Source organism: Marinobacter sp. ANT_B65 (genome assembly GCF_002407605.1).
Classification (GTDB): Bacteria; Pseudomonadota; Gammaproteobacteria; order Pseudomonadales; family Oleiphilaceae; genus Marinobacter.
Genome location: NZ_NXGV01000001.1, coordinates 1,265,356 through 1,285,431 on the forward strand (window position 1 = coordinate 1,265,356; position 20,076 = coordinate 1,285,431).

General features: G+C 54.5%; 21 protein-coding genes. 11 read left to right on the forward strand and 10 right to left on the reverse strand.

Annotated features, from left to right (window positions below; genetic code table 11):
* Window positions 1–46 precede the first annotated feature (46 nt).
* From CPA50_RS05945 to CPA50_RS05980, 8 genes are all read right to left on the reverse strand, one after another.
* Window positions 47–760, reverse strand: coding sequence for an arginyltransferase (locus CPA50_RS05945; protein WP_096781507.1), 714 nt, complete (start codon window positions 758–760; stop codon window positions 47–49).
* A complete protein-coding gene (gene aat, locus CPA50_RS05950; RefSeq protein ID WP_096781508.1) occupies window positions 761–1,474 on the reverse strand; it encodes a leucyl/phenylalanyl-tRNA--protein transferase in 714 nt (237 codons plus the stop codon).
* A 21-nt stretch (window positions 1,475–1,495) separates the two neighbouring features.
* The gene (trxB, locus tag CPA50_RS05955; protein ID WP_096781509.1) at window positions 1,496–2,449 is read right to left on the reverse strand and encodes a thioredoxin-disulfide reductase; all 954 of its coding nucleotides are present in this window, start codon (window positions 2,447–2,449) and stop codon (window positions 1,496–1,498) included.
* A 141-nt stretch (window positions 2,450–2,590) separates the two neighbouring features.
* A complete protein-coding gene (locus CPA50_RS05960) occupies window positions 2,591–3,502 on the reverse strand; it encodes an AAA family ATPase (RefSeq protein ID WP_096781510.1) in 912 nt (303 codons plus the stop codon).
* A gap of 7 nt (window positions 3,503–3,509) precedes the next feature.
* A complete protein-coding gene (locus CPA50_RS05965; RefSeq protein ID WP_096781511.1) occupies window positions 3,510–4,445 on the reverse strand; it encodes a carbon-nitrogen hydrolase in 936 nt (311 codons plus the stop codon).
* Window positions 4,442–5,494 carry an agmatine/peptidylarginine deiminase gene (locus CPA50_RS05970; RefSeq protein ID WP_179397156.1) on the reverse strand — a complete coding sequence of 351 codons (1,053 nt, stop codon included), beginning with the start codon at window positions 5,492–5,494 and terminating at the stop codon, window positions 4,442–4,444. The genes CPA50_RS05965 and CPA50_RS05970 overlap by 4 nt, the downstream gene beginning before the upstream one ends.
* A 108-nt stretch (window positions 5,495–5,602) precedes the next feature.
* Window positions 5,603–5,905, reverse strand: coding sequence for a hypothetical protein (locus CPA50_RS05975; protein ID WP_179397157.1), 303 nt, complete (start codon window positions 5,903–5,905; stop codon window positions 5,603–5,605).
* A 104-nt stretch (window positions 5,906–6,009) separates the two neighbouring features.
* Window positions 6,010–6,600, reverse strand: coding sequence for a PilZ domain-containing protein (locus CPA50_RS05980; protein ID WP_096781512.1), 591 nt, complete (start codon window positions 6,598–6,600; stop codon window positions 6,010–6,012).
* A 121-nt stretch (window positions 6,601–6,721) separates the two neighbouring features.
* On the opposite strand from CPA50_RS05980, the gene CPA50_RS05985 reads away from it, so the two are divergent.
* Window positions 6,722–7,963: a lipoprotein-releasing ABC transporter permease subunit gene (locus CPA50_RS05985; protein ID WP_096781513.1), complete on the forward strand. Its 1,242-nt coding sequence runs from the start codon at window positions 6,722–6,724 to the stop codon at window positions 7,961–7,963.
* A 13-nt stretch (window positions 7,964–7,976) separates the two neighbouring features.
* Window positions 7,977–8,666 carry a lipoprotein-releasing ABC transporter ATP-binding protein LolD gene (gene lolD / locus CPA50_RS05990; protein ID WP_227519584.1) on the forward strand — a complete coding sequence of 230 codons (690 nt, stop codon included), beginning with the start codon at window positions 7,977–7,979 and terminating at the stop codon, window positions 8,664–8,666.
* Here the strand turns inward: lolD and CPA50_RS05995 are convergent.
* On the reverse strand, window positions 8,654–9,202 hold the full coding sequence (locus CPA50_RS05995) for a DUF2062 domain-containing protein (protein WP_096781515.1): 549 nt from the start codon (window positions 9,200–9,202) through the stop codon (window positions 8,654–8,656). The genes lolD and CPA50_RS05995 overlap by 13 nt on opposite strands.
* Window positions 9,203–9,300: 98 nt before the next feature.
* Between CPA50_RS05995 and CPA50_RS06000 the strand changes: the two genes are divergently transcribed.
* The 9 genes from CPA50_RS06000 to murB all read left to right on the forward strand — a co-directional run bounded on the left by CPA50_RS06000 (window position 9,301) and on the right by murB (window position 18,225).
* Entirely contained in the window at window positions 9,301–11,721 is a 2,421-nt protein-coding gene (locus tag CPA50_RS06000; RefSeq protein ID WP_264753989.1) for a DNA internalization-related competence protein ComEC/Rec2, read from the forward strand.
* Window positions 11,722–11,793: 72 nt separating this feature from the next.
* The gene (locus CPA50_RS06005) at window positions 11,794–12,420 is read left to right on the forward strand and encodes a MotA/TolQ/ExbB proton channel family protein (protein ID WP_096781517.1); all 627 of its coding nucleotides are present in this window, start codon (window positions 11,794–11,796) and stop codon (window positions 12,418–12,420) included.
* A gap of 5 nt (window positions 12,421–12,425) precedes the next feature.
* Window positions 12,426–12,851: an ExbD/TolR family protein gene (locus tag CPA50_RS06010; protein ID WP_096781518.1), complete on the forward strand. Its 426-nt coding sequence runs from the start codon at window positions 12,426–12,428 to the stop codon at window positions 12,849–12,851.
* Window positions 12,848–14,626 carry a lipid A export permease/ATP-binding protein MsbA gene (gene msbA / locus CPA50_RS06015; protein ID WP_096781519.1) on the forward strand — a complete coding sequence of 593 codons (1,779 nt, stop codon included), beginning with the start codon at window positions 12,848–12,850 and terminating at the stop codon, window positions 14,624–14,626. The genes CPA50_RS06010 and msbA overlap by 4 nt, the downstream gene beginning before the upstream one ends.
* Window positions 14,623–15,660: a tetraacyldisaccharide 4'-kinase gene (gene lpxK / locus CPA50_RS06020; RefSeq protein ID WP_096781520.1), complete on the forward strand. Its 1,038-nt coding sequence runs from the start codon at window positions 14,623–14,625 to the stop codon at window positions 15,658–15,660. Before msbA ends, lpxK begins: the two co-directional genes overlap by 4 nt.
* 20 nt (window positions 15,661–15,680) lie before the next feature.
* The gene (locus CPA50_RS06025) at window positions 15,681–15,869 is read left to right on the forward strand and encodes a Trm112 family protein (RefSeq protein ID WP_096781521.1); all 189 of its coding nucleotides are present in this window, start codon (window positions 15,681–15,683) and stop codon (window positions 15,867–15,869) included.
* Window positions 15,870–15,896: 27 nt separating this feature from the next.
* Entirely contained in the window at window positions 15,897–16,712 is an 816-nt protein-coding gene (kdsB, locus tag CPA50_RS06030; protein ID WP_096781522.1) for a 3-deoxy-manno-octulosonate cytidylyltransferase, read from the forward strand.
* The gene (locus tag CPA50_RS06035) at window positions 16,709–17,188 is read left to right on the forward strand and encodes a low molecular weight protein-tyrosine-phosphatase (RefSeq protein WP_096781523.1); all 480 of its coding nucleotides are present in this window, start codon (window positions 16,709–16,711) and stop codon (window positions 17,186–17,188) included. The genes kdsB and CPA50_RS06035 overlap by 4 nt, the downstream gene beginning before the upstream one ends.
* The gene (gene murB, locus CPA50_RS06040) at window positions 17,185–18,225 is read left to right on the forward strand and encodes a UDP-N-acetylmuramate dehydrogenase (protein WP_096781524.1); all 1,041 of its coding nucleotides are present in this window, start codon (window positions 17,185–17,187) and stop codon (window positions 18,223–18,225) included. Before CPA50_RS06035 ends, murB begins: the two co-directional genes overlap by 4 nt.
* A 38-nt stretch (window positions 18,226–18,263) precedes the next feature.
* Here the strand turns inward: murB and CPA50_RS06045 are convergent, their stop codons facing one another.
* Window positions 18,264–19,997: a proline--tRNA ligase gene (locus tag CPA50_RS06045; RefSeq protein ID WP_096781525.1), complete on the reverse strand. Its 1,734-nt coding sequence runs from the start codon at window positions 19,995–19,997 to the stop codon at window positions 18,264–18,266.
* Between the last annotated feature and the right edge of the window lie 79 nt (window positions 19,998–20,076).

Genomic DNA, 20,076 nt, shown 5'->3' on the forward strand with positions numbered 1-20,076 from the left:
GCGCCTTATTGCCTTATAACAGGCTATTTTCAACCAAAAGCCGGCGCTAAGCGATATCTATTGTCTGCCATTGGCCACTACGTAGCGCTTCTATGGGTCTGAAGCGGGTTTTGTAATTCATTTTTCTGCATTGCTTTATCCAGTAGCCCAGATAAAGGTGGGGCAGGTTACGCCGCCTGGTCTCTTCGATCTGCCAGAGAACAGCAAAGGTTCCCAGGCTTCGATGTTCATAGGTCGGGTCGAATACCGTATATATGGCTGAGAGCCCGTCATCCAGGGAATCTATAGCCGCAAGGCCTATCAGGGCTCCGTCTATCCGCATCTCCAGAAACCAGGAGTCCATAGCACCTTCAACGAGAAACGACGTGAACTGTTCCCGCGAGGGTGGATACATGTCGCCGTCTTTATGCCGTAGCTCCACGTAGTTGGCATAAAGTCTGTAATAATTTTCATCGAAGACTGCAGGTACAAGTCTGCACTCCACATCGCTGTTTTTTTTCAGAACCCGGCGCTGACTGCGGTCTGGCTGGAAGTCGGTTACGTTCAGCCTTACGGGAATACATGCGTTGCATGCTTCGCAGTGGGGCCGGTAATAGTGGGATCCGCTACGTCGGAAGCCCAGTGATGTCAGTTGGCTGTAAAGTTTTTTATCAATTTGGGCCCGGGGATCGACAAACATGGTTGTCGCTTCACGATCAGGAAGGTAACTGCAATCGTGCGCCGGTGTTGCAAAAAATACCAAGGTTCTCAGGCTACTCATTCAAGCCTCCCGCCCGCGCCATTGCCAATGGAGTGTCCAGTCGGTCTGATCCGGTTTCCGGTCTGCGTATGTACCGATTATAGATAAAAACTTACTTCTGGGTATGGTGCATGCACCCATAGTCAGAAGGTGGTCGCTTTCTACCTGGCAATCCATCAGACGATAACCCCAGTCCTGCAGTTGATGGGCCAGATGAACCATCAGGACTTTTGAGGCGTTCGTTTCCAGAGAAAACATGGATTCGCCGAAGAAACACTGGCCCATGGCCAGCCCGTACATACCTCCAGCCAAATCGCCATTCTGGTTCCATACTTCAATGGAGTGCGCAACTCCCTGGTGATGAAGTTCGGAATAGCTGGCGATCATGTCGTCGGTTATCCAGGTACCTTCGCTTCGGGTGGAGGCGCACAGGCGGATGATGCGGCTGAAAGCCTGGTCGGTGGTGACCCGGAAGCGTCCCTGGTTGAGGGTTCGGCGCAGGCTTCGAGAGATATGGATGTCTTCGGGGAAGAGCACGCAGCGAGGGTCTGGAGACCACCAGAGTATGGGCTGATCGTCGCTATACCAGGGAAAGATGCCACTGCGGTATGCAAGGATCAGGCGTTCTGTGGACAGGTCGCCGCCCAGCGCGAGGAGGCCATCGGGGTCGTCGAGGGCTTCTTCGGCTGGGGGGAACCATAGTTGGTCTGGGTCGAGCCAGGGTAGTGAGGTCATCCTGCCTTTTCCCTGTTTATCTTAATCCTGATGATCCAGGAATTTTTCCGCATCCAGAGCGGCCATGCAACCAAAGCCGGCGGAAGTGACGGCCTGACGGTATACGTGGTCGGCTACGTCGCCAGCAGCAAATACGCCCGGAATACTGGTCTGGGTGGCCATGCCCTGTAAGCCGGAGTTGATTTTCAGGTAGCCGTTTTCCATATCCAACTGGCCTTCGAAAAGGCTGGTGTTTGGCTTGTGTCCGATGGCGATGAACACGCCAGCAAGGTCAATGTCCTGCGTGGAACCGTCATCCATGCTTTTGATGCGCATGCCGGTTACGCCGGTACTGTCTCCCAGTACCTCATCGAGGGTGTGATTCCAGACGATGTTGACGTTGCCGTTTTCGGCCTTTTCGAAAAGCTTGTCCTGCAGGATTTTCTCGGCGCGCAGGCTGTCGCGGCGGTGAACCAGGGTGACTTCCGCGGCGATGTTGGACAGATACAGGGCTTCTTCGACAGCGGTGTTACCGCCACCGATGACGGCGACTTTCTGTTTTTTGTAGAAGAAACCGTCGCAGGTCGCACAGGCGGAAACGCCCTGGCCCTTGAAGCGCTCTTCGGATTCAAGGCCGAGATACATGGCAGATGCGCCTGTGGCGATAATAAGGGCGTCGCAGGTGTACTCGCCGCTGTCGCCTTTTAACCGGAAGGGACGCTGCTGCAGGTCAGTTTCGTTGATGGTGTCGTAAACGATACTGGTTTCAAAGCGCTCAGCGTGTTTTTGCATGCGCTGCATAAGCTCCGGACCCTGAACGCCGTCGTTGTCGCCGGGCCAGTTGTCTACGTCGGTGGTGGTCGTGAGCTGGCCGCCGACTTCGATTCCGGTGATCAGTGTCGGATTCAGGTTGGCTCTGGCGGCGTAAACTGCTGCAGTGTATCCGGCAGGGCCGGAGCCGAGGATGATCAGCCGGGAATGTTTGGTTTCGCTCATCGGTGTCTCTCACTAAATCGGTGCGTGTCAGGCTTTTTCAGAGCCAGTAATGCGGGAAGATGAAAAGGCTATCACGAAAGCAGCGGGCTGCCATTTGTTTTGGTCAATTCCATTGATAAAGCTTTGCTATCTGTCCTCCGGTTATGCGAGTACAGATACATTGGCCAACAGTTGTCGCACGCGTTCTGCGCTTTTGCCGGATTCGCCCTGTTCGAGACGGTGCTCGGCAATCGATGGGAACACTGCCTGAATATCGTCTGGCAAGGCGTGGTGCCGGCCTTCCATCAGGGCCCAGGCCTTCGTGGCCCTGAGTAATCCAAGCCCGGCTCTGGGTGACAGGCCATAGACTAATCCTGGCATACGGCGACTCTGCTCCAGCAGGCGCTGAATGTAGTCCAGGAGGGCAGGGCTGGCAGTCACGCGATTTACCTCATCCTGGAGTTTTACCAGGTTGGCTTCGGAAAGCAGTGTGCTGAGCCGGTCCGTCATTATACGGCGGTCTTCGCCTTCCAGTAGTTCTCGCTCGGCCCTGGGGTCCGGATAGCCAAGCCGGATGCGCATCAGAAACCGGTCGAGCTGAGATTCCGGCAAAGGGTAGGTGCCGCCCTGTTCGGTCGGATTCTGGGTGGCTATCACGAAGAAAGGGTGTGGTAACGGGCGGGTTTCGCCCTCAATGGAGACCTGACGCTCTTCCATGGCTTCAAGCAGCGCACTTTGGGTTCGTGGCGAGGCCCGGTTTATTTCATCCGCCAGTACAACCTGGGCAAAAATTGGCCCAGGATGAAATAAAAGGCTGCCAGCCTGTTTGTCGTACATGGAATAGCCCAGTACGTCAGCGGGCAGCAGGTCGTTGGTGAACTGAATACGTTGGTAGCTGAGTCCCATGATTTTGGCCAATGCGTGGGACAGTGTTGTTTTGCCCATGCCGGGGATGTCTTCAATCAGCAGATGGCCTTTGGCAAGCAGTCCGCACAGGGCCAGGCGAACCTGACGCTCTTTTCCAAGCAGGATTTGGTTCAGTTCTGTAACAACAGTGTCTACCAGATTTTTCATTCCGGGCTCAGTCCCTTACTCTTTTGAGAATATCGCCATAGGCGTCGATGCGTCGGTCTCTCAGATATGGCCAGATGCGGCGGATCGATTCGCTTCTCTGACGATCAAGGGTGACACTCAGAATGCACTCAGTGCTCTCATCGCCCCGGGCCAGAAATTCCCCCTGAGGGCCGCAGATAAAGCTGTTCCCCCAGAAATGAATGCCAGCGGATTGCCCTGTCGGGTCTGGTTCGATGCCAACCCTGTTGGGAGCTACGACAGGCAGGTTGTTGGCAACTGCGTGGCCGCGCTGAACGGTTACCCAGGCCTCCAGCTGGCGTGCCTGTTCATCCTGATCGTCGGTCGTATCCCAGCCAATAGCTGTGGGGTAAATCAGTATCTCTGCGCCCGCCAGTGCCATCAGGCGGGCCGCTTCCGGGTACCATTGATCCCAGCATACGAGAACGCCCAGTCTGCCTACTGAAGTTTCGATGGGGGAGAACCCGCTGCGGCCATCGTTAAATTGGGCATCTCCGGGGGTGAAATAGAACTTCTCGTAGAAACCTGGATCGTCCGGAATGTGCATTTTGCGATACAGCCCGGCTATGGATCCGTCGTTTTCGATGACGATGGCGGTGTTGTGATAGACACCGTTCATGCGGCGCTCAAAAACGGAGCCGACGATAACAACTCCCAGTTCACGGGCCAGATCCGAAAGCCGTTCGCTGGTGGGGCCGGGAATAGACTCGGCCAGGTCGAATATGCTTGTGTCCTCAGTCTGGCAAAAGTACTGAGTTGCATGAAGTTCCTGCAGAACGATCAGTTGAGCGCCACCTGCAGCTGCTTTGCGAACGAGCATTTCTGTTGTCGCCAGGCTGGCTGACTTGTCTTCACTGCATGCCTGCTGAATAGCCGCAATTACGAGCTGGCCCGAAAGCGGATGCTTGCCAGGGTTGTTGCTCATAAAGAAACTACTCCTTGGGGAATTTGCATGGTGACGCAGTGCAGGCTGCCATGTTGTTGCACCAGGGCGCGACAATCAATGGGAATAATCTCGCGTTCGGGAAATATCTGGCTGATAATTCTGATCGCTTCTTTATCCTGGGGTGCATTATAAACCGGTAACAATACTGCGCCATTTATAATGAGAAAGTTGGCGTAGGTTGCGGGGAGGCGTTCGCCATCATCGCCGAAAACCGGGTCGGGCCAGGGCAGTGGCGTCAGCTTGTAAGGTGAGCCATCGCGCTGCCGGAATTCCCGCAGATCCTCTTCCATGGCAGCCAGGGCGCTGTAGTGCTCATCAGCGACATCCGGGCAAGTTACGTAGCATATGTGGTCCGGAGCGCAGAACCTTGCAAGCGTATCAATGTGGCTGTCCGTATCGTCTCCTGCAAGATAACCGTGATTAAGCCAGAGAATGCGGTCTGCCCCCAGTATTTCAGACAGCAGTTGTTCAATGGCTCCACGATCCATGGAGGCGTTGCGCGTCGGAGTCAGCAGGCATTCGCTGGTAGTGAGCAGTGTTCCCTCCCCATCCGATTCAATGGAGCCTCCTTCCAGCACAAAATCCACAGGCTGCATGGGTGTGGTGCCGAACACTCCGAAATTGGCGAGGTGCCGGTTCAGGGCGTCATCCTTCTCCCAGGGGAATTTCCCGCCCCAGGCGTTAAAGCGGAAGTCCAGCAGGGCAGGCCCTTCATCTGTGGTTATGGTAATCGGGCCGTGATCGCGGGCCCAGGTATCGTTTGCGGGAGCCGGCACGGCCTGTACGCGCCCTGGCAGGCCTTGCTGGTTGGCCCAGGCATTAAGGTCCCGTTCCAGATCCTGCAATCTGACAACGTGTTCACAGCTGATAACCAGGTGTTCGAAGCGCAGAACTGAGCGGGCGATTTCAAGGAATACCGGCTCAACCTTGTCAAGACTCCCTGCCCAGTCAGTACCGGGGTGGGGCCAGGTAAGTATAACGGCGCTTTGGGGCGCCCACTCAGCGGGCAACACGCGTAGGGATGTCACTTTACAGTCACCTTAAAATTGCAAAAGCCGCCATTCTTTATAGAGGGCGGCATACCGTCAGGGTGTGTATTCTGGCTGACGGGCGGGGAAACACAATGCTTGATAATGTCAGCGCTGGTGTTTCAGTACCGAGTGAATAACACGGTCATTTTCAAAATAGACCACAAAATTATCGTAGTGCCATTGGCTGATCGGTGGCTGTCCGACGGGGCCTTCAGCTTTTGCCGGCTGCCCCCATGAGGCCCGCACTGATGCCTGTGTCAGTCCGGTCCGGGGCAGTTTTTCCTGGCTTCTGTCGGCCTGGCTGCCAACGGGAACGCGAAGCTCTTCGGCCAATACACCGGAAGCCGGAGTCAGGGTAAGTAGTATTGCCGTTGCCAGTGTCCCCGTCAGGGCTCGCTTTACTGTCATTGATGGTTCTCCACTAATACTGAGGCCGCCGGCACTTACTCCGGTGACATGGATAAAACGTAATATCCGAGAAATTCGGGTAAAAGTCACATGTTTTCGCCAGTCTACTCTTTTTGTCGCTGGCGAATTTGATAACGCATCACATGTCGGGCGATTTGCTGACGGTCTCTGTCGTGAATCCGGACAAAACCGGTATGAACCCTTGTCCTGCCTGTTCCATCAACCTGAACATCCAGAACCTGGGCGACGGCTCGGGGCCGGGAAAGTTCAGGTGGGAGAGTCATGTGAAGGGTAAGCCTGTCGCCGGCCTTCCATGCTTGCGGGCTTGCGCAAAATGACAGGCCGCCCTCGCTCAGGGTTACCTCCTGCCAGTCCTCAGGTTGCAAGGGATTTTGCTGAAAGGCCATAATGCGCGCAAGCGTGTCCAGCTTGCTGTTCAGGGACTTTACGAGTCCTGTGAGCAAGCGATCCTGATCTGCCAGGCTGGCAAGCTGGGATTTGATGTCCTGGTCCAGGCGCCTGAACTCTGCCTCCAGATTTTCGAGGTGGTCGTCATCAAAGGAGGCTTCACTGACGCCAGTTGATGGCTGCAGCTTATGGATCTTCAGGCCAATCCGGTCTTCGATCCGGTAAAACTCCCGGCGCTCAGGCACATAATCATCTGTCGGTTCGGATGGTGTATCTTGGATGTGCATTCAGTGCTCCGTAATATGAGTTCTGGCCAGTATCAAAAGTTTAGCAGTTTCCCCCGGCGCTGAATGGCTGTTGGGAATTCCAGACCACGATTGACCCGAAGGTAGCAACAGGCACCTCTTCATGTTCAGACCCTTATCGTTTTGTATCGGCTTGCGCTATACCGCAGCCAAACGGCGTAACCACTTTATCTCGTTTATCTCTCTCACATCCATGATCGGGCTGATGCTTGGTGTTGCAGTGCTGATCATCGTGCTTTCAGTCATGAACGGGTTCGATCGCGAGCTTAAACAGAGAATTCTGGGAATGGTACCCCACGCCATTATCCAGAGCAGTGGGCCGCTGGAGGATTGGGAAGCGGTGGATGCTCAGGTGCAGCAGCACCCAAGGGTTCTTGCCGCCGCTCCGTTTATTCAGGGGCAGGGCATGGTCACTGGTGGTGGTGAGGTGCGTGGAGTCATGCTCAATGGCGTGTTGCCTGAGGAGGAGCGCACAGTATCCATCATTGAAGATCACATGATTGAAGGCAAGCTGGACGACCTGGTTGCGGGCGAATTCGGGATCATCGTTGGCCGAACCATGGCGGCCAGTCTGCGTTTGCAGTTGGGCGACAAAGTGACCGTTGTCTTGCCTGAAGCCACAGTAACGCCGGCAGGGGTCTTGCCACGACTCAAGCGATTTACGGTGAAGGGTATTTTCAGCGTAGGCGCCGAACTCGATGGCAATTACACGCTTGTTCACATGGATGATGCTGCCAAGCTGATGCGAACGGGTGGCAAGGCCCAGGGCGTCAGGCTGCTGGTGGATGATCTTTTTGCCGCGCCCAAGGTTGCAGAAGAGGCGGCGAGAGGGCTTTCAGGCCGTTACTATATTTCTGACTGGACCCGTACTCATGGAAACCTTTTCCAGGCAATTCGCATGGAAAAAACCATGATCGGGCTGTTGCTGATGTTTATTGTGGCCGTTGCCGCATTCAACATTGTGTCTACCCTGGTCATGGTGGTGACGGACAAGACAGCGGATATTGCGATTCTGCGCACTATGGGGGCAACACCCGGGCGTATTATGAGGATCTTTATTGTCCAGGGCGCCGTCATCGGGATTTTTGGAACATTGATCGGTACTGCGCTCGGTATCCTTGGTGCGGTTAATATCAGCGCGTTTATTTCATGGCTTGAAGGGGTGCTCGGCCACAAGTTTCTGAGTGCTGATGTTTACTTTATCAGTTATCTGCCTTCTCAGTTGCAGTGGCAGGATGTGGCCATCATAAGTGGCTCTGGCCTTGCGCTAAGCCTGTTGGCAACTATATATCCGGCGTGGAGAGCGTCACGGGTGGATCCTGCGGAGGCTCTGCGTTATGAATAAGGAAAAGGGTGCCATGAAGGATATTCCCCTGGTAATTGACTGTCGTCAGGTTACCCGTACCTATACCCAGGGGCCCGAAGAGCTCACGATATTTTCTGATATCTCGCTGGAGGTTACTGCGGGTGAAACCGTTGCGATTGTAGGGAGCAGTGGCGCTGGTAAAACAACCCTGCTGAACCTTCTTGGCGGACTGGACAAGCCTTCGTCCGGGCATATCGCAATTTGTGGTAAGGATATTCACCGGTTGTCTGAGGGCGGGCGAGCGCGTTTTCGTAACCGGCATCTGGGCTTTGTTTACCAGTTCCATCATCTGTTGCCTGAATTCACTGCTCTTGAGAACGTTATGATGCCCTGTGTGCTTGGGGGTATGGCTGTCGCCGGCGCGCGGTCCCGGGCGCAATCAGTTTTACAGAAAGTCGGGCTTGCTGAGCGCCTGGAGCATAAGCCTGGTGAGCTTTCTGGCGGCGAGCGTCAGCGTGTTGCTATTGCTCGCGCATTGGTGAATGAACCCGATTGCGTTTTGATGGATGAGCCGACCGGTAATCTTGATGAACACACGGGTGAGGGCGTGCGAGACCTCATTGAGTCCTTGCGTGATCAGTTGGGAATTGCGTTTGTGATGGTTACCCATGACATGAAGATGGCCCGGAGTCTCGGGCGGGTATTGAGGTTGGAGCAGGGCAGGCTGGTTCAGGAGGTCTGATCGTGTGATGAGCGCCGGAGTTCTCTTCTCGCACGGAGGCGTAACTGCCAGTCGGTGCGGATTTTCCGGCGCCAGATAAATTGTATTACCAGGTAAGCCAGACAAGCGGATACTGTGGCGACCATCAGTGAGCCCAGATACAGTGGAATGCCTATATCCAGCAACCGCTCACTGATCCACGACCATGAAAGCTGGAAATCGAAGCTCAAGACCGGCCGGTTGAGCACCCAGGCTCCTACCTTGTAATTGAAATAAAACATGGGGGGCATGGTAATGGGGTTGCTGATCCATACCAGCACTACCGACAAAGGCAGGTTTGCGTTGAACCAGATGGCAAAGAAGGCTGCGGCCAGCATCTGGAATGGCATCGGGATAAAACAGAAAAAGACACCAATCAGAAACGCCCGGGCGACACTGTGACGGTTGATGTGCCAAAGGTTGGGTTCATTAAGGATATCGCCAAGAAAACCAAGCGATTGCATCGCTTGTACCTTCTCAGGTGATGGCAGATAGCGTTTCATGAACTTCTTTGGCATTGGGAAGCTCTACTTTCAGGTCGAATGAAACTCCGGCGCCAAGGAATCGCCGACGGGTTGAGTCATCGGGAGGACAAGGATTGTCCGGAAATTCTTCAGTGCGCTTTGCAATACTGGGCGTTTTCGCTTTTTCCTGCGGCGTCATCTTACTTTATAGATTGGCGGTGTTGCCACCTCCAGTGTGGTTGCCTGGTCTCGCACTTCCAGCTTTGTTGTGGTTTTTGCGCATTCGGAGGCCTCTGTTCCTGGTCTTTCGAGTGTCTTTTTTTGGTCTTTCCCTGGGTCTTTTGTGGGCATGTCTGTGGGCTCACGAACGCCTTGAACAGAGGCTTCCAGCGGGCCTTGAGGGTGAAAAACTCCTCGTTTCCGGTTACGTATGTGACCTTCCTGCGGCCGGCAGCTTCAACAGCACTCGCTTCAGCTTTTGTGTAACCCGATGGTACGGGAGTTTACTGACCCCCGGGCAGCATGATGCACTGCCGGAAAAGTTGCGTCTGGCCTGGTATGGTCAGCCTGTCGGCGGGCTTCCGGGGCACAGATTACGCCTGGAAGTGGTACTTAAAAGGCCTCATGGCACTCTGAATCCAGAAGGGTTTCGCTACGAGGACTGGCTGTTCCGAAAAGGCTACCGGGCAACAGGAAGCGTGCGTAGTGCGGTTCCGGACCCTTCCGTACGCTGTTCGCTGCCATGCCAGTATCATCGTTTGCACACAGGGCTGGCGCAGTGGGTCGACGAGCAGTTCGCTGATGCCCGGTACCATCCATTGATTGCTTCTCTGCTGATCGGAAACCGGGGGCATCTGTCTTCCGGGCATTGGGACGTGTTCAAGGCTACAGGCACCATTCATCTGGTCGCTATCTCGGGCCTTCACCTCGGGCTGGTGGCTCTGGGCGCAGGTTTTGTGGCTCGCCGGCTTCTGCTGACATTGTCCTCTTGCCGTATGAGTGAGAGCTCTGTGCGTTTTATGATATTCCTGACGGTCATCATATGTTGCACACTCTATGCGTTGGCTGCCGGTTTTACGGTGCCTACCCGGAGGGCGCTCGTGATGGTTGCTGTCGGAGGCTGGCTGCTACTGATGGCAAGGCAGGTATCCCCCTGGCAGTCTATCGTTGTGGCTCTCGGACTGGTGCTGTTCCTTGATCCTTTTGCCCCGCTGGATCAGGGCTTCTGGCTGTCATTTGGAGCGGTTTCGGTTCTGATCTGTGTCTTCGCAGGCAGGTTGAGCGGCCCCGGCTGGCTCGCAGGTCTTGTTCTCGCTCAGGGAGCTGTGTTTTCGGGGCTTTGGCCTCTACTTGAATTAACAGGCCAGGGTCAGCCGGTTGCCGGATTGCTGGCTAATCTTGTTTCTGTTCCCTGGGTATCGCTCGTGGTGATGCCCATATTGATTGCGGGCGGGTTAACGCTTGCCCTTTTTCCCCGCATATCTAACTCTGTTATTCCGATAATGGATGCGACGCTTGATGTGATGTGGCGTTTTCTCGAATGGGTTGCAGGCATAAGCTGGCCAGAGCTTGAAGGAACTGTCCCGGAAATTTTTGCCTTTGGTCTGCTGGTGCTGTTTATCATCATTATCCCGATAAGGGTGTTTCGCGTTACTGCGACAGTTCTTGTGCTGGCCTGGGTTGTTATGGCGAGGTCTCCCGCTGAGACTGGTAATCCCTGGGTCTCCAGGCCGGAAGTGTGGGTATGGGATGTCGGGCAGGGCTTGTCAGGGATGTTGCGGGAAGGCAACAAGGTGTTGCTGTACGACACAGGGCCTGAAGTGGACGGTGTTTTTTCCGCAGCAGAGTCGGTAATTCTGCCAAACCTCAGAGCGCTGGGCATCAGGCGCATTGACACCCTGGTTGTGAGTCATGCAGATAACGACCACTCCGGAGGCCTTTCTCTGCTCCTGGATAAGTTTCAGGTTGGCCGGATAGTTACAGGTGAGCCTGAGGCTATTCATCAAAAGCTGGGCCTGAGGGGTGGAGAAGGGGTGCGAAAACCGGTCAGTATTCAGAGCTGCGCTGGTGACGGCAAACTGGCAAACGAGGTTCAGCTTAACTTCTGGCAGGCAAATGGGATGCAGGAAGGTAATGATGCCTCCTGCGTCCTGACCGCCCGGTATGAAAATGCGGGGGTTGAGTGGGTCTTTCCGGGCGATATAACGGTTTCGGTAGAGCCCGGCTACCTGAAGACCATCGAGGCAAGGGTTTTGGCGAACCCGCCCCGGGAGATGGTTGTTATTGCGCCTCACCATGGCAGCAAAACATCGTCTTCTGATTTATGGGTCCGTACGCTTGGCCCGGACAGGGTGATCTACACGGCAGGATACCGGCACAGATACGGTCATCCTCACCCGGGGGTAACGGCCCGTTACCGTGAGGAAGGAGCAAAGGCATATAGCACTGCCTGCTCGGGTGCTCTTACTATGTCAGTAACTGATGGAACTGTTCAGGTCCGGGAATCACGACACCAGAGTCCCTTCTGGATAAGTGGTCCGGGGCTTGCCAGAGATCAGTGTAAAATACCGTGACATAGTGGGTGTGGCCTATGACGGAAGCTATGCTAAAGTAGCGCCGCTTGTAAACAATCAGGGAGATCAAGCGTGTTCGAGCTGTTGAAAGCTGGTGGCATTCTGATGGTGCCAATTATTGCCTGTTCCATTCTGGCGCTTGCGATCATACTGGAGCGTTTCTGGACGCTGAGGGTATCCCGGGTCGCGCCGCCTCAGACTACCAATGAACTGTGGCGGTGGATCAAGAAAAAAGAGCTTAATGGTCGTAAGCTGAAGGCGCTGCAAGCCTCTTCACCGCTGGGCCGCATTCTCGCTGGCGGCTTGATGAATGCGAAACACGGCCGTGAGATCATGAAAGAAAGTATTGAGCATGAAGCCAGCCAGGTCATTCATGATCTGGAGCGTTTCCTGAATCCGCTGGGCACCGTTGCGACAATAACCCCTTTGCTTGGTCTCCTCGGGACTGTCATAGGTATGATCAAGGTGTTTGCTGAAATCCAGCTTGCGGGTGTTGGTAATGCCGGCAACCTTGCTGGCGGCATCTCCGAGGCTCTGATCACTACAGCTGCGGGCCTGAGTGTCGCGATACCGGCACTGATCTGTCATCGCTATTTTATCCGGCGGGTAGACGAGCTTGTGGTTGGTATGGAGCAGGAAGCCATCAAACTGGTTGAAGTTGTGCACGGTGATCGCGAAATCGACGTGGAAGGGGCCTGAACGCTGTGAAGTTCACACGCCAGAGAAGTCAGGAAGTTGGTGTAGATCTGACGCCGCTGATCGATGTGGTTTTCCTGTTGCTGATTTTCTTTATGGTCTCTACGACCTTTACACGGGAAAGCCATTTGCAGGTGGAACTGCCTGAAGCCAGTGGTGAGCCAGCTTCACCGGCGGAGGTGAAGCAGATAGACGTAGTGATCAACGCAGAGGGTCAGTACGTTCTTAATGACAAGGCTTTGGTTAATAACCGTCGTGAGACGCTGGAACGCGGGGTTAGTGAGCTCGCCGAAGGTGATACAGCTCTTCCGTTCATCATCACTGCAGATGCCCGAACCGCGCATGAGTACGTAGTCAGGGCCATGGACGTTGCCGGTCGCCTGGGATTCTCGCGCCTGAGTATTACCACTGAACGTGAGGCCGATAGCCAGTGAGTCAAGCCGGATCGCTACCTGACCCTGAACATGTCAAATCTGGCGAGACCTGGCCAACCTACAAGCGGCTGCTGGCTTATGTAAAACCATTCTGGTTAGCTTTTTCTCTGGCTGTCGTCGGTAATGTTATCTATGCGGCGGCCTCCACCGGCATGGCAGCGGCAATGGAATATGTCATTGCCGCCATCGAAAACCCTACGGATCAGAACCGGTTGCTACTGACGTTTCTGATCATCGCAGTGTTTTCGTTCCGGGGCCTTGGTACGTTCATGAGCCAGTATTTCATCAGTTATGTTGGGCGAAAGGTTATCAATGCGCTCCGCAACGACGTGTTTAACCGGCTGATGACACTCCCATCCCGTTACTTTGACGAAAATGCCGCCGGAAGGCTGGTGTCCAAGCTTACCTTCAATGTAGAGCAGGTAGCGGAAGCTGCGACTAACGCCATCACCATTACCTTGAGGGAAGGCCTTACAATTTTGGGCCTGCTCGGGTTCATGCTTTACACAAACTGGAAGCTGACGCTGGTTTTCCTTGCGGTAGGGCCGTTGATTGCGGCTGTTGTCAGCTATGCGAGCAAGCGCTTTCGTAAAATCAGCCAGCGTATTCAAGGCTCCATGGGCGATATTACTCATGTGGCATCTGAATCCATTGCCGGCTATCGGGTAGTTCGAACCTTTGGTGGTATTGAGTATGAAAAGCAACGCTTTCAAAAGGTTAATGACAGAAATCTAAAGCAAAGTCTCAAGATGGCATCTACCCAGGCTATCAGTGTTCCTGTAATTCAGACGCTGGTGGCAGTTGCCATTGCTGCGCTTGTCTGGACCATGTTGTCGCCGGAGATACGGGGAGAGATGACAACGGGGCAGCTGGTGGCCTTTATTACAGCCGCCACCACCATGGCGAAACCTATTCGCCAGGTAACGTCAGTTCACGCCAAGATTCAGAAGGGCGTGGCAGCCGCGTACGATGTGTTTGAGACCATTGACGAAGCCCCTGAGCAGGACCCTGGAACTTATGCGCCTGAGCGTGTAGAGGGAGCCATCGAGTTTGACGCAGTGGCTTTCCGCTACCGTGATCAACTCGACAATGTTCTTGAGGGGATATCTGTTGAAATTCCGGCAGGACAAAGCGTGGCTCTGGTGGGGCGTTCTGGAAGTGGAAAATCAACACTGGTTAGCCTGTTGCCAAGATTTTATGAATATACGGGCGGTGATATCCGGATTGACGGGCGTTCGCTTAAGGACTTTTCCCTCAAGGCACTCAGATCCCAGATTGCACTGGTTACCCAGAATGTTGTGCTCTTTAACGATTCTATCGCTGCCAATATTGCCTATGGTGCGCTTAGGGACTGCAGCCGGGAAGAAATTCGCGAGGCGGCAGCAAAAGCCCATGCCCTGGAGTTTATCGATCGTATGCCGGATGGTCTGGATACCGTGATCGGAGACAACGGAGTGATGCTCTCCGGCGGCCAACGTCAACGTCTTGCAATCGCAAGAGCGTTGCTCAAAGACGCGCCTGTCCTGATTCTCGATGAGGCCACTTCCGCACTGGATACTGAATCGGAACGCCATATCCAGGAAGCGCTTGAAACGGTTATCCAGGGCCGGACGACGCTTGTGATTGCCCACAGACTCTCGACCATTGAGAAGGCCGACCGGATTCTGGTCATGGATAATGGACGCATTGTGGAATCCGGGTCCCATAAGGACCTTCTTGCCAGTAATGGTGTCTACGCCCAACTGCATCAGATGCAGTTCAGTGAGCATTCATGACCTCCCTCGTAGAGCGCCTTTGGTATGGAAAAGGCCGCCCGCTCGCTATTCTGCTGCCATTTTCCTGGCTTTACCGGGCGGTAGCTGAATCCAGGAGACGTAATGCCCTGAATATGCACGCACGGGCGTTACCGGTACCTGTTTTGGTTGTTGGAAATATCACCGCAGGCGGTACCGGTAAATCCCCGCTAACAGGCTGGCTTGTAGATGAAATCCGGGCTGCTGGCTGGCGGCCGGTGATTCTTAGTCGCGGCTACGGCGGTAAAGCATCCGGTTACCCACTCCTGGTAACAGAGGATACCTTGCCATCACTTGCAGGGGATGAGCCGGTTATGCTGGCTCAGGCAACCGGTGCGCCTGTAGTGGTTGATCCGGACCGTTGCCGGGGTGCGGCGTTTGCCCTGGATAATGCCCTGGGCGACGTGCTCATCAGCGATGACGGGTTGCAGCATTATCGCTTGCCCCGGGATATTGAACTGGCGGTGTTTGATAGCGCACGGGGCATCGGGAACGGCGCTCTGATTCCGGCAGGGCCTCTGCGCGAGCCAGTCAGTCGGCTGGACAGTGTAGATTTTGTTATTGTAAATGGCGCCGCTCCAGACGATGGACAAGACCGGGTTCCAACGCAGGGGCCAGGGGGGATTACGCACCCACATATCTACACCATGAATCTTGTCCCAACACGTCTTGTTAACCTGGGGGGCGGGGAAGTCAGAGCCCCGGAAAGCCTCCAAGGCAAACGAGTTCGTGCAGTAGCCGGTATCGGTAATCCGGGGCGTTTTTTCGATACACTCAAAGAGTTGGGGGCAAAGGTGACGGCAGTGCCTTTTCCTGATCACCATCATTTTCGCCCGGAAGATCTTGGTACCGATTCTGACCAGATGCTGGTGATGACGGCCAAGGACGGGGTTAAGTGCAGAGGCTTTGCACCCGATAATGCCTGGGTGCTGCACGTCGAAGCAAAGTTGCCAAAGACGTTTTCAGAGGCTGTCCTTGAAAAGCTGCGAGCCTGCTCCGGACCGTCAACCTCTTAACTGTCAGAGAGATTTGTATTATGGATAAAAAACTCTTGGCCCTGCTGGCCTGCCCGGTTTGTAAAGGTGACCTGAAGCTCAATGAAGCCAGAACTGAACTGGTTTGCTATCAGGATGCCATTGCATTTCCCATTCGCGAAGGTATTCCTGTCATGCTGGCTACTGAGGCCCGCACTCTCTCCACAGATGAACGCCTTCACAAAAACTGAATCAGCTCCCTGCAGGATCGAAACCCCATGTCTTTTACGGTTGTGATTCCGGCCCGCTATGCCTCCACCCGGTTGCCTGGTAAACCACTGCGGGATATTGTCGGCAAGCCTATGGTTCAGCACGTTTGTGAACGTGCATCTGAAAGCCGGGCGAGCCGGGTTGTTGTAGCAACGGACGACCCGCGTATCCAGTCTGCCTGTGAAGCATTCGGCGCCGAAGTGGTTATGACGTCGCCCAACCACGTAAGCGGTACCGATCGCCTGGAAGAAGTTGTACGCAAACTCGGGCTGGATCCGGATCATCGTGTTGTTAATGTTCAGGGTGATGAACCCTTGATCCCGCCGCGGTTGATAGACCAGGTTGCCGAGAATCTCGATCTCTACCCTGAAGCAGCCATCGCAACACTCTGCGAGCGTATTCACGACATTGAGCAGGTCTTCAATCCCAACGTTGTAAAGGTTGTTTTTGATCTAGAAGGGATGGCTCACTACTTTAGCCGGGCGCCCATTCCCTGGGCGCGCGATCACTGGAGTGAAACAGGTCAAGATACTCTTTCGGCGCCCAGTGCTGGCGCAGCCCTGAACGATGGTGCCGGATATTTTCGTCATATCGGTATTTATGGATATCGTGCCAGTGTGCTCAGCCGTTTTGTCAGTTGGCCACCTGCACCAACAGAGCAGGCGGAATCGCTGGAACAGCTTCGGGCTCTTTATAACGGCGCCCGGATTCATGTTGAGGTAGCTGCGGGTACCCCACCGGCAGGTGTTGATACTGAAGAAGATTTGCAGCGAGTCAGGGAGTGGATGGTCAAATCCATTAAAAGGGGAGCGCACGGGGCATGAGTATCCGTGCAAGTGTGCTTTTTGTTTGTCTGGGTAATATCTGTCGTTCGCCGACCGCGGAGGGCGTGTTTCGCAAGATGGTTGAGGCGGCCGGGCTGGAGGAGCAGATTCACATCGATTCCTGCGGCACCAGTAACTGGCACATAGGCAAGGGGCCTGATCCCCGGTCGATGGAGGCAGCCGGGAGGCGTGATATCGATATCAGCGCACTCAAGGCCCGACAGTTTACGGAAGTGGATCTGGACATCTTCGATTATGTGGTCGTGATGGATAGGCAAAACCTTGCGGATGTGAAGGATGTCTGGCACCAGAATGGAGGTACAGAGCCGACACTTTTTCTCGAGTATGGTCAATCGGATCTCGTTGAAGTTCCTGATCCCTATTTCGGTGGCGAGGACGGGTTTGAGCGGGTGCTTGACCTGATTGAAGATGCAAGTGAAGGTTTGCTCCGTGATATTCAGGAGCGTATGGCGTGAGGCAGCAGGCCGAATTTTCAGAAAAACTAAAGGAAAATGTTGGGCTTTCAGCATTTAATACGTTACGCGTACAGGCAGTTGCCCGGTTTTTCTTGGATGTCGGCAGCCTGGACGATTTACGCGCTGCCCTGTCATGGGCTGAAGCCAGGGGGCACAAAATACTGGTGCTCGGCGGTGGCAGTAATCTGGTTTTTGCCGGTGATTTCGACGGCCTCGTTATTCGTATGAAGATGGCTTCGCGTTGCTGGGAGCGGGTTGATAGTACTGGTGCAACACTGGTCTTAGGCGCTGGTGAAAACTGGCATCAAGCGGTGCTGTATGCGGCCAGAGCAGGGTATCGGGGTGTTGAGAACCTGGCACTGATACCTGGTACAGCCGGCGCTGCTCCTGTTCAGAATATAGGCGCTTATGGTGTTGAGCTGTGCGATACGCTGGTTTCTGTAACAGCTCTGGATCTCGAGTCCAACGAGCTTGTATGCCTTGATAACGCGGAATGTTGCTTTGCATATCGTGACAGCTTGTTCAAACGATCGCCTGGGCGTTACATCATTACCGAAATCAGATTGCGCCTGTCCCGTGATAAGCCCTTGCAACTGGGCTATCGGGACCTTGAGGAGTATCTGGGTGAGTCGCGTTCTCCGGATCTGAATGCTCTGGCGGTTGCCGAGGCTGTGATGGCTGTCCGTCGCCGAAAACTGCCGGATCCGGAGATTATTCCGAACGCTGGCAGTTTTTTCAAAAATCCTGTTGTGTCTGTCGGGCAATTTACTGAACTGCAGTCGGCACACCCGGATATCGTCGGTTACCCTCAGGAAAACTCAGTAAAACTGGCGGCGGCCTGGCTGATAGACCAGTGTGGGTGGAAGGGATATCGTAATGCCCGGGTAGGTGTTCATAATCGTCAGGCGCTGGTGTTAATCAATCATTCGGATGGTAGAGGGCAGGATGTGCTTGAACTGGCTTCGGATATTCGCCAGTCAGTGCAGAAACGCTTTGGTGTGACTCTCGACATGGAGCCTGGAGTTGTAGGCGGCTGACTGTTCACGATTGAACACCCAGCCGCCTGCCTTATAGTCTACAGCCCTGTGCGGGGCGATGCCTTGGCAAGAAGCGGCAGCGCGTCCTCTATTGCAATATCCTGTTTTTCAGCGTCCCTGCGTCCTTTGTATTCCAGCGTGCCGGCTGCAAGGCCACGATCAGAAATGACAAACCGGTGGGGGATCCCGATCAGTTCCATATCAGCAAATTTCACTCCCGGGCGCTCTTTGCGGTCATCCAGGAGCACGTCATAGCCAGCCTCTTTCAGCTGCTCATAGAGCTTCTCGCCAGCCTCTGCTACCGAGGGTGTTTTATGGGCGTTGAGTGTAACAATGGCCACCTGAAAGGGAGCAATGGAATCGGGCCAGATGATTCCTTTTTCATCGTGGTTCTGCTCAATTGATGCAGCTACGATGCGGGAGACGCCAATTCCGTAACAGCCCATGTCCATAATCACCGTTTTACCATTCTCATCAAGTACCGTGGCGTTCATGGCAGTGCTGTATTTGTTACCGAGCTTGAAGATATGACCGACTTCAATGCCTCGGCGTATCTCCAGCGTACCCTTGCCGTCGGGGCTGGGGTCGCCCTCAACAACATTACGGATGTCTTCAACGCGGCCCAGCGGCAGGTCCCGTTCCCAGTTGACGCCGGTCAGATGGTAGCCTTCCCGGTTAGCACCACATACAAAATCAGCCAGATGAGCCGCGCTGCGGTCTACGATAACGGGAAGCTTCAGGCCTACAGGGCCGATAGAGCCGGGCTTACAGCCGATCGCCGCCTCGATTTCTTCGTCGGTGGCCATGGTCAGAGGTTCTGCAACGCCTTCAAGGTTTTCTGCCTTGATCTCGTTCAGTGTATGGTCACCACGCAGGATCAGAGCGATCAGTCCGGCATTACCTTCGTCGTCGGCCTGGGCCTTCACCAGCAGTGTTTTTACCGTACGAGTGGCTTCGATATTCAGGAACTGTGAAATGGCCTCAATGGTTCGCTGATCCGGAGTTGCAATTTCCTGCAGTTGTTCAGCCGGTGCAGCACGTTCGCCGGATGGCGCCACAGCTTCAGCTTTTTCAATGTTGGCCGCGTAATCACTGTCAGTACTGAACACTATGTCGTCTTCGCCCGAAGAGGCGAGCACGTGGAATTCATGAGATGCATTGCCGCCAATTGCTCCCGAGTCTGCCTGCACCGGGCGGTAATCCAGCCCGAGACGGTCAAAAATGGCGCAGTAGGTTCGATGCATTTCCTGATAGGTTTCATCCAGAGACTCTGCGTTCACATGGAAAGAGTATGCATCCTTCATGATGAACTCCCGGGCGCGCATTACCCCGAAGCGGGGGCGGCGTTCGTCGCGGAACTTGGTCTGAATCTGATAGAAGTTAGCTGGCAGTTCTTTATAGCTTTTCAGCTCATTACGGACCAGATCGGTAATCACTTCTTCGTGGGTGGGCCCAAAGCAGAATTCACGGCCGTGGCGGTCGTTCATCCGCAGCAGTTCTCCGCCATATTGGGTCCAGCGCCCGGATTCCTGCCAGAGCTCTGCTGGCTGAACGGCTGGCATCAGAACTTCCTGGCCACCATTCTTGTCCATTTCTTCGCGAACAATCCGCTCAACTTTACGCAGTGTTCTCAGGCCCATGGGCAGCCAGGTATAAAGGCCTGCGGCCAGTTTCCGGATCATACCGGCACGCAACATCAGTTGGTGGCTGATAACCTCGGCATCAGACGGTGTTTCTTTCTGGGTTGCAATCAGATAACGGCTTGCTCGCATCGTGGTTTCCGTTCATTGGTGTTTCATAGAAGGGTAATTCGTAAAGTGTCGGTTATTGTACGGAGCATGCAGCACAAGG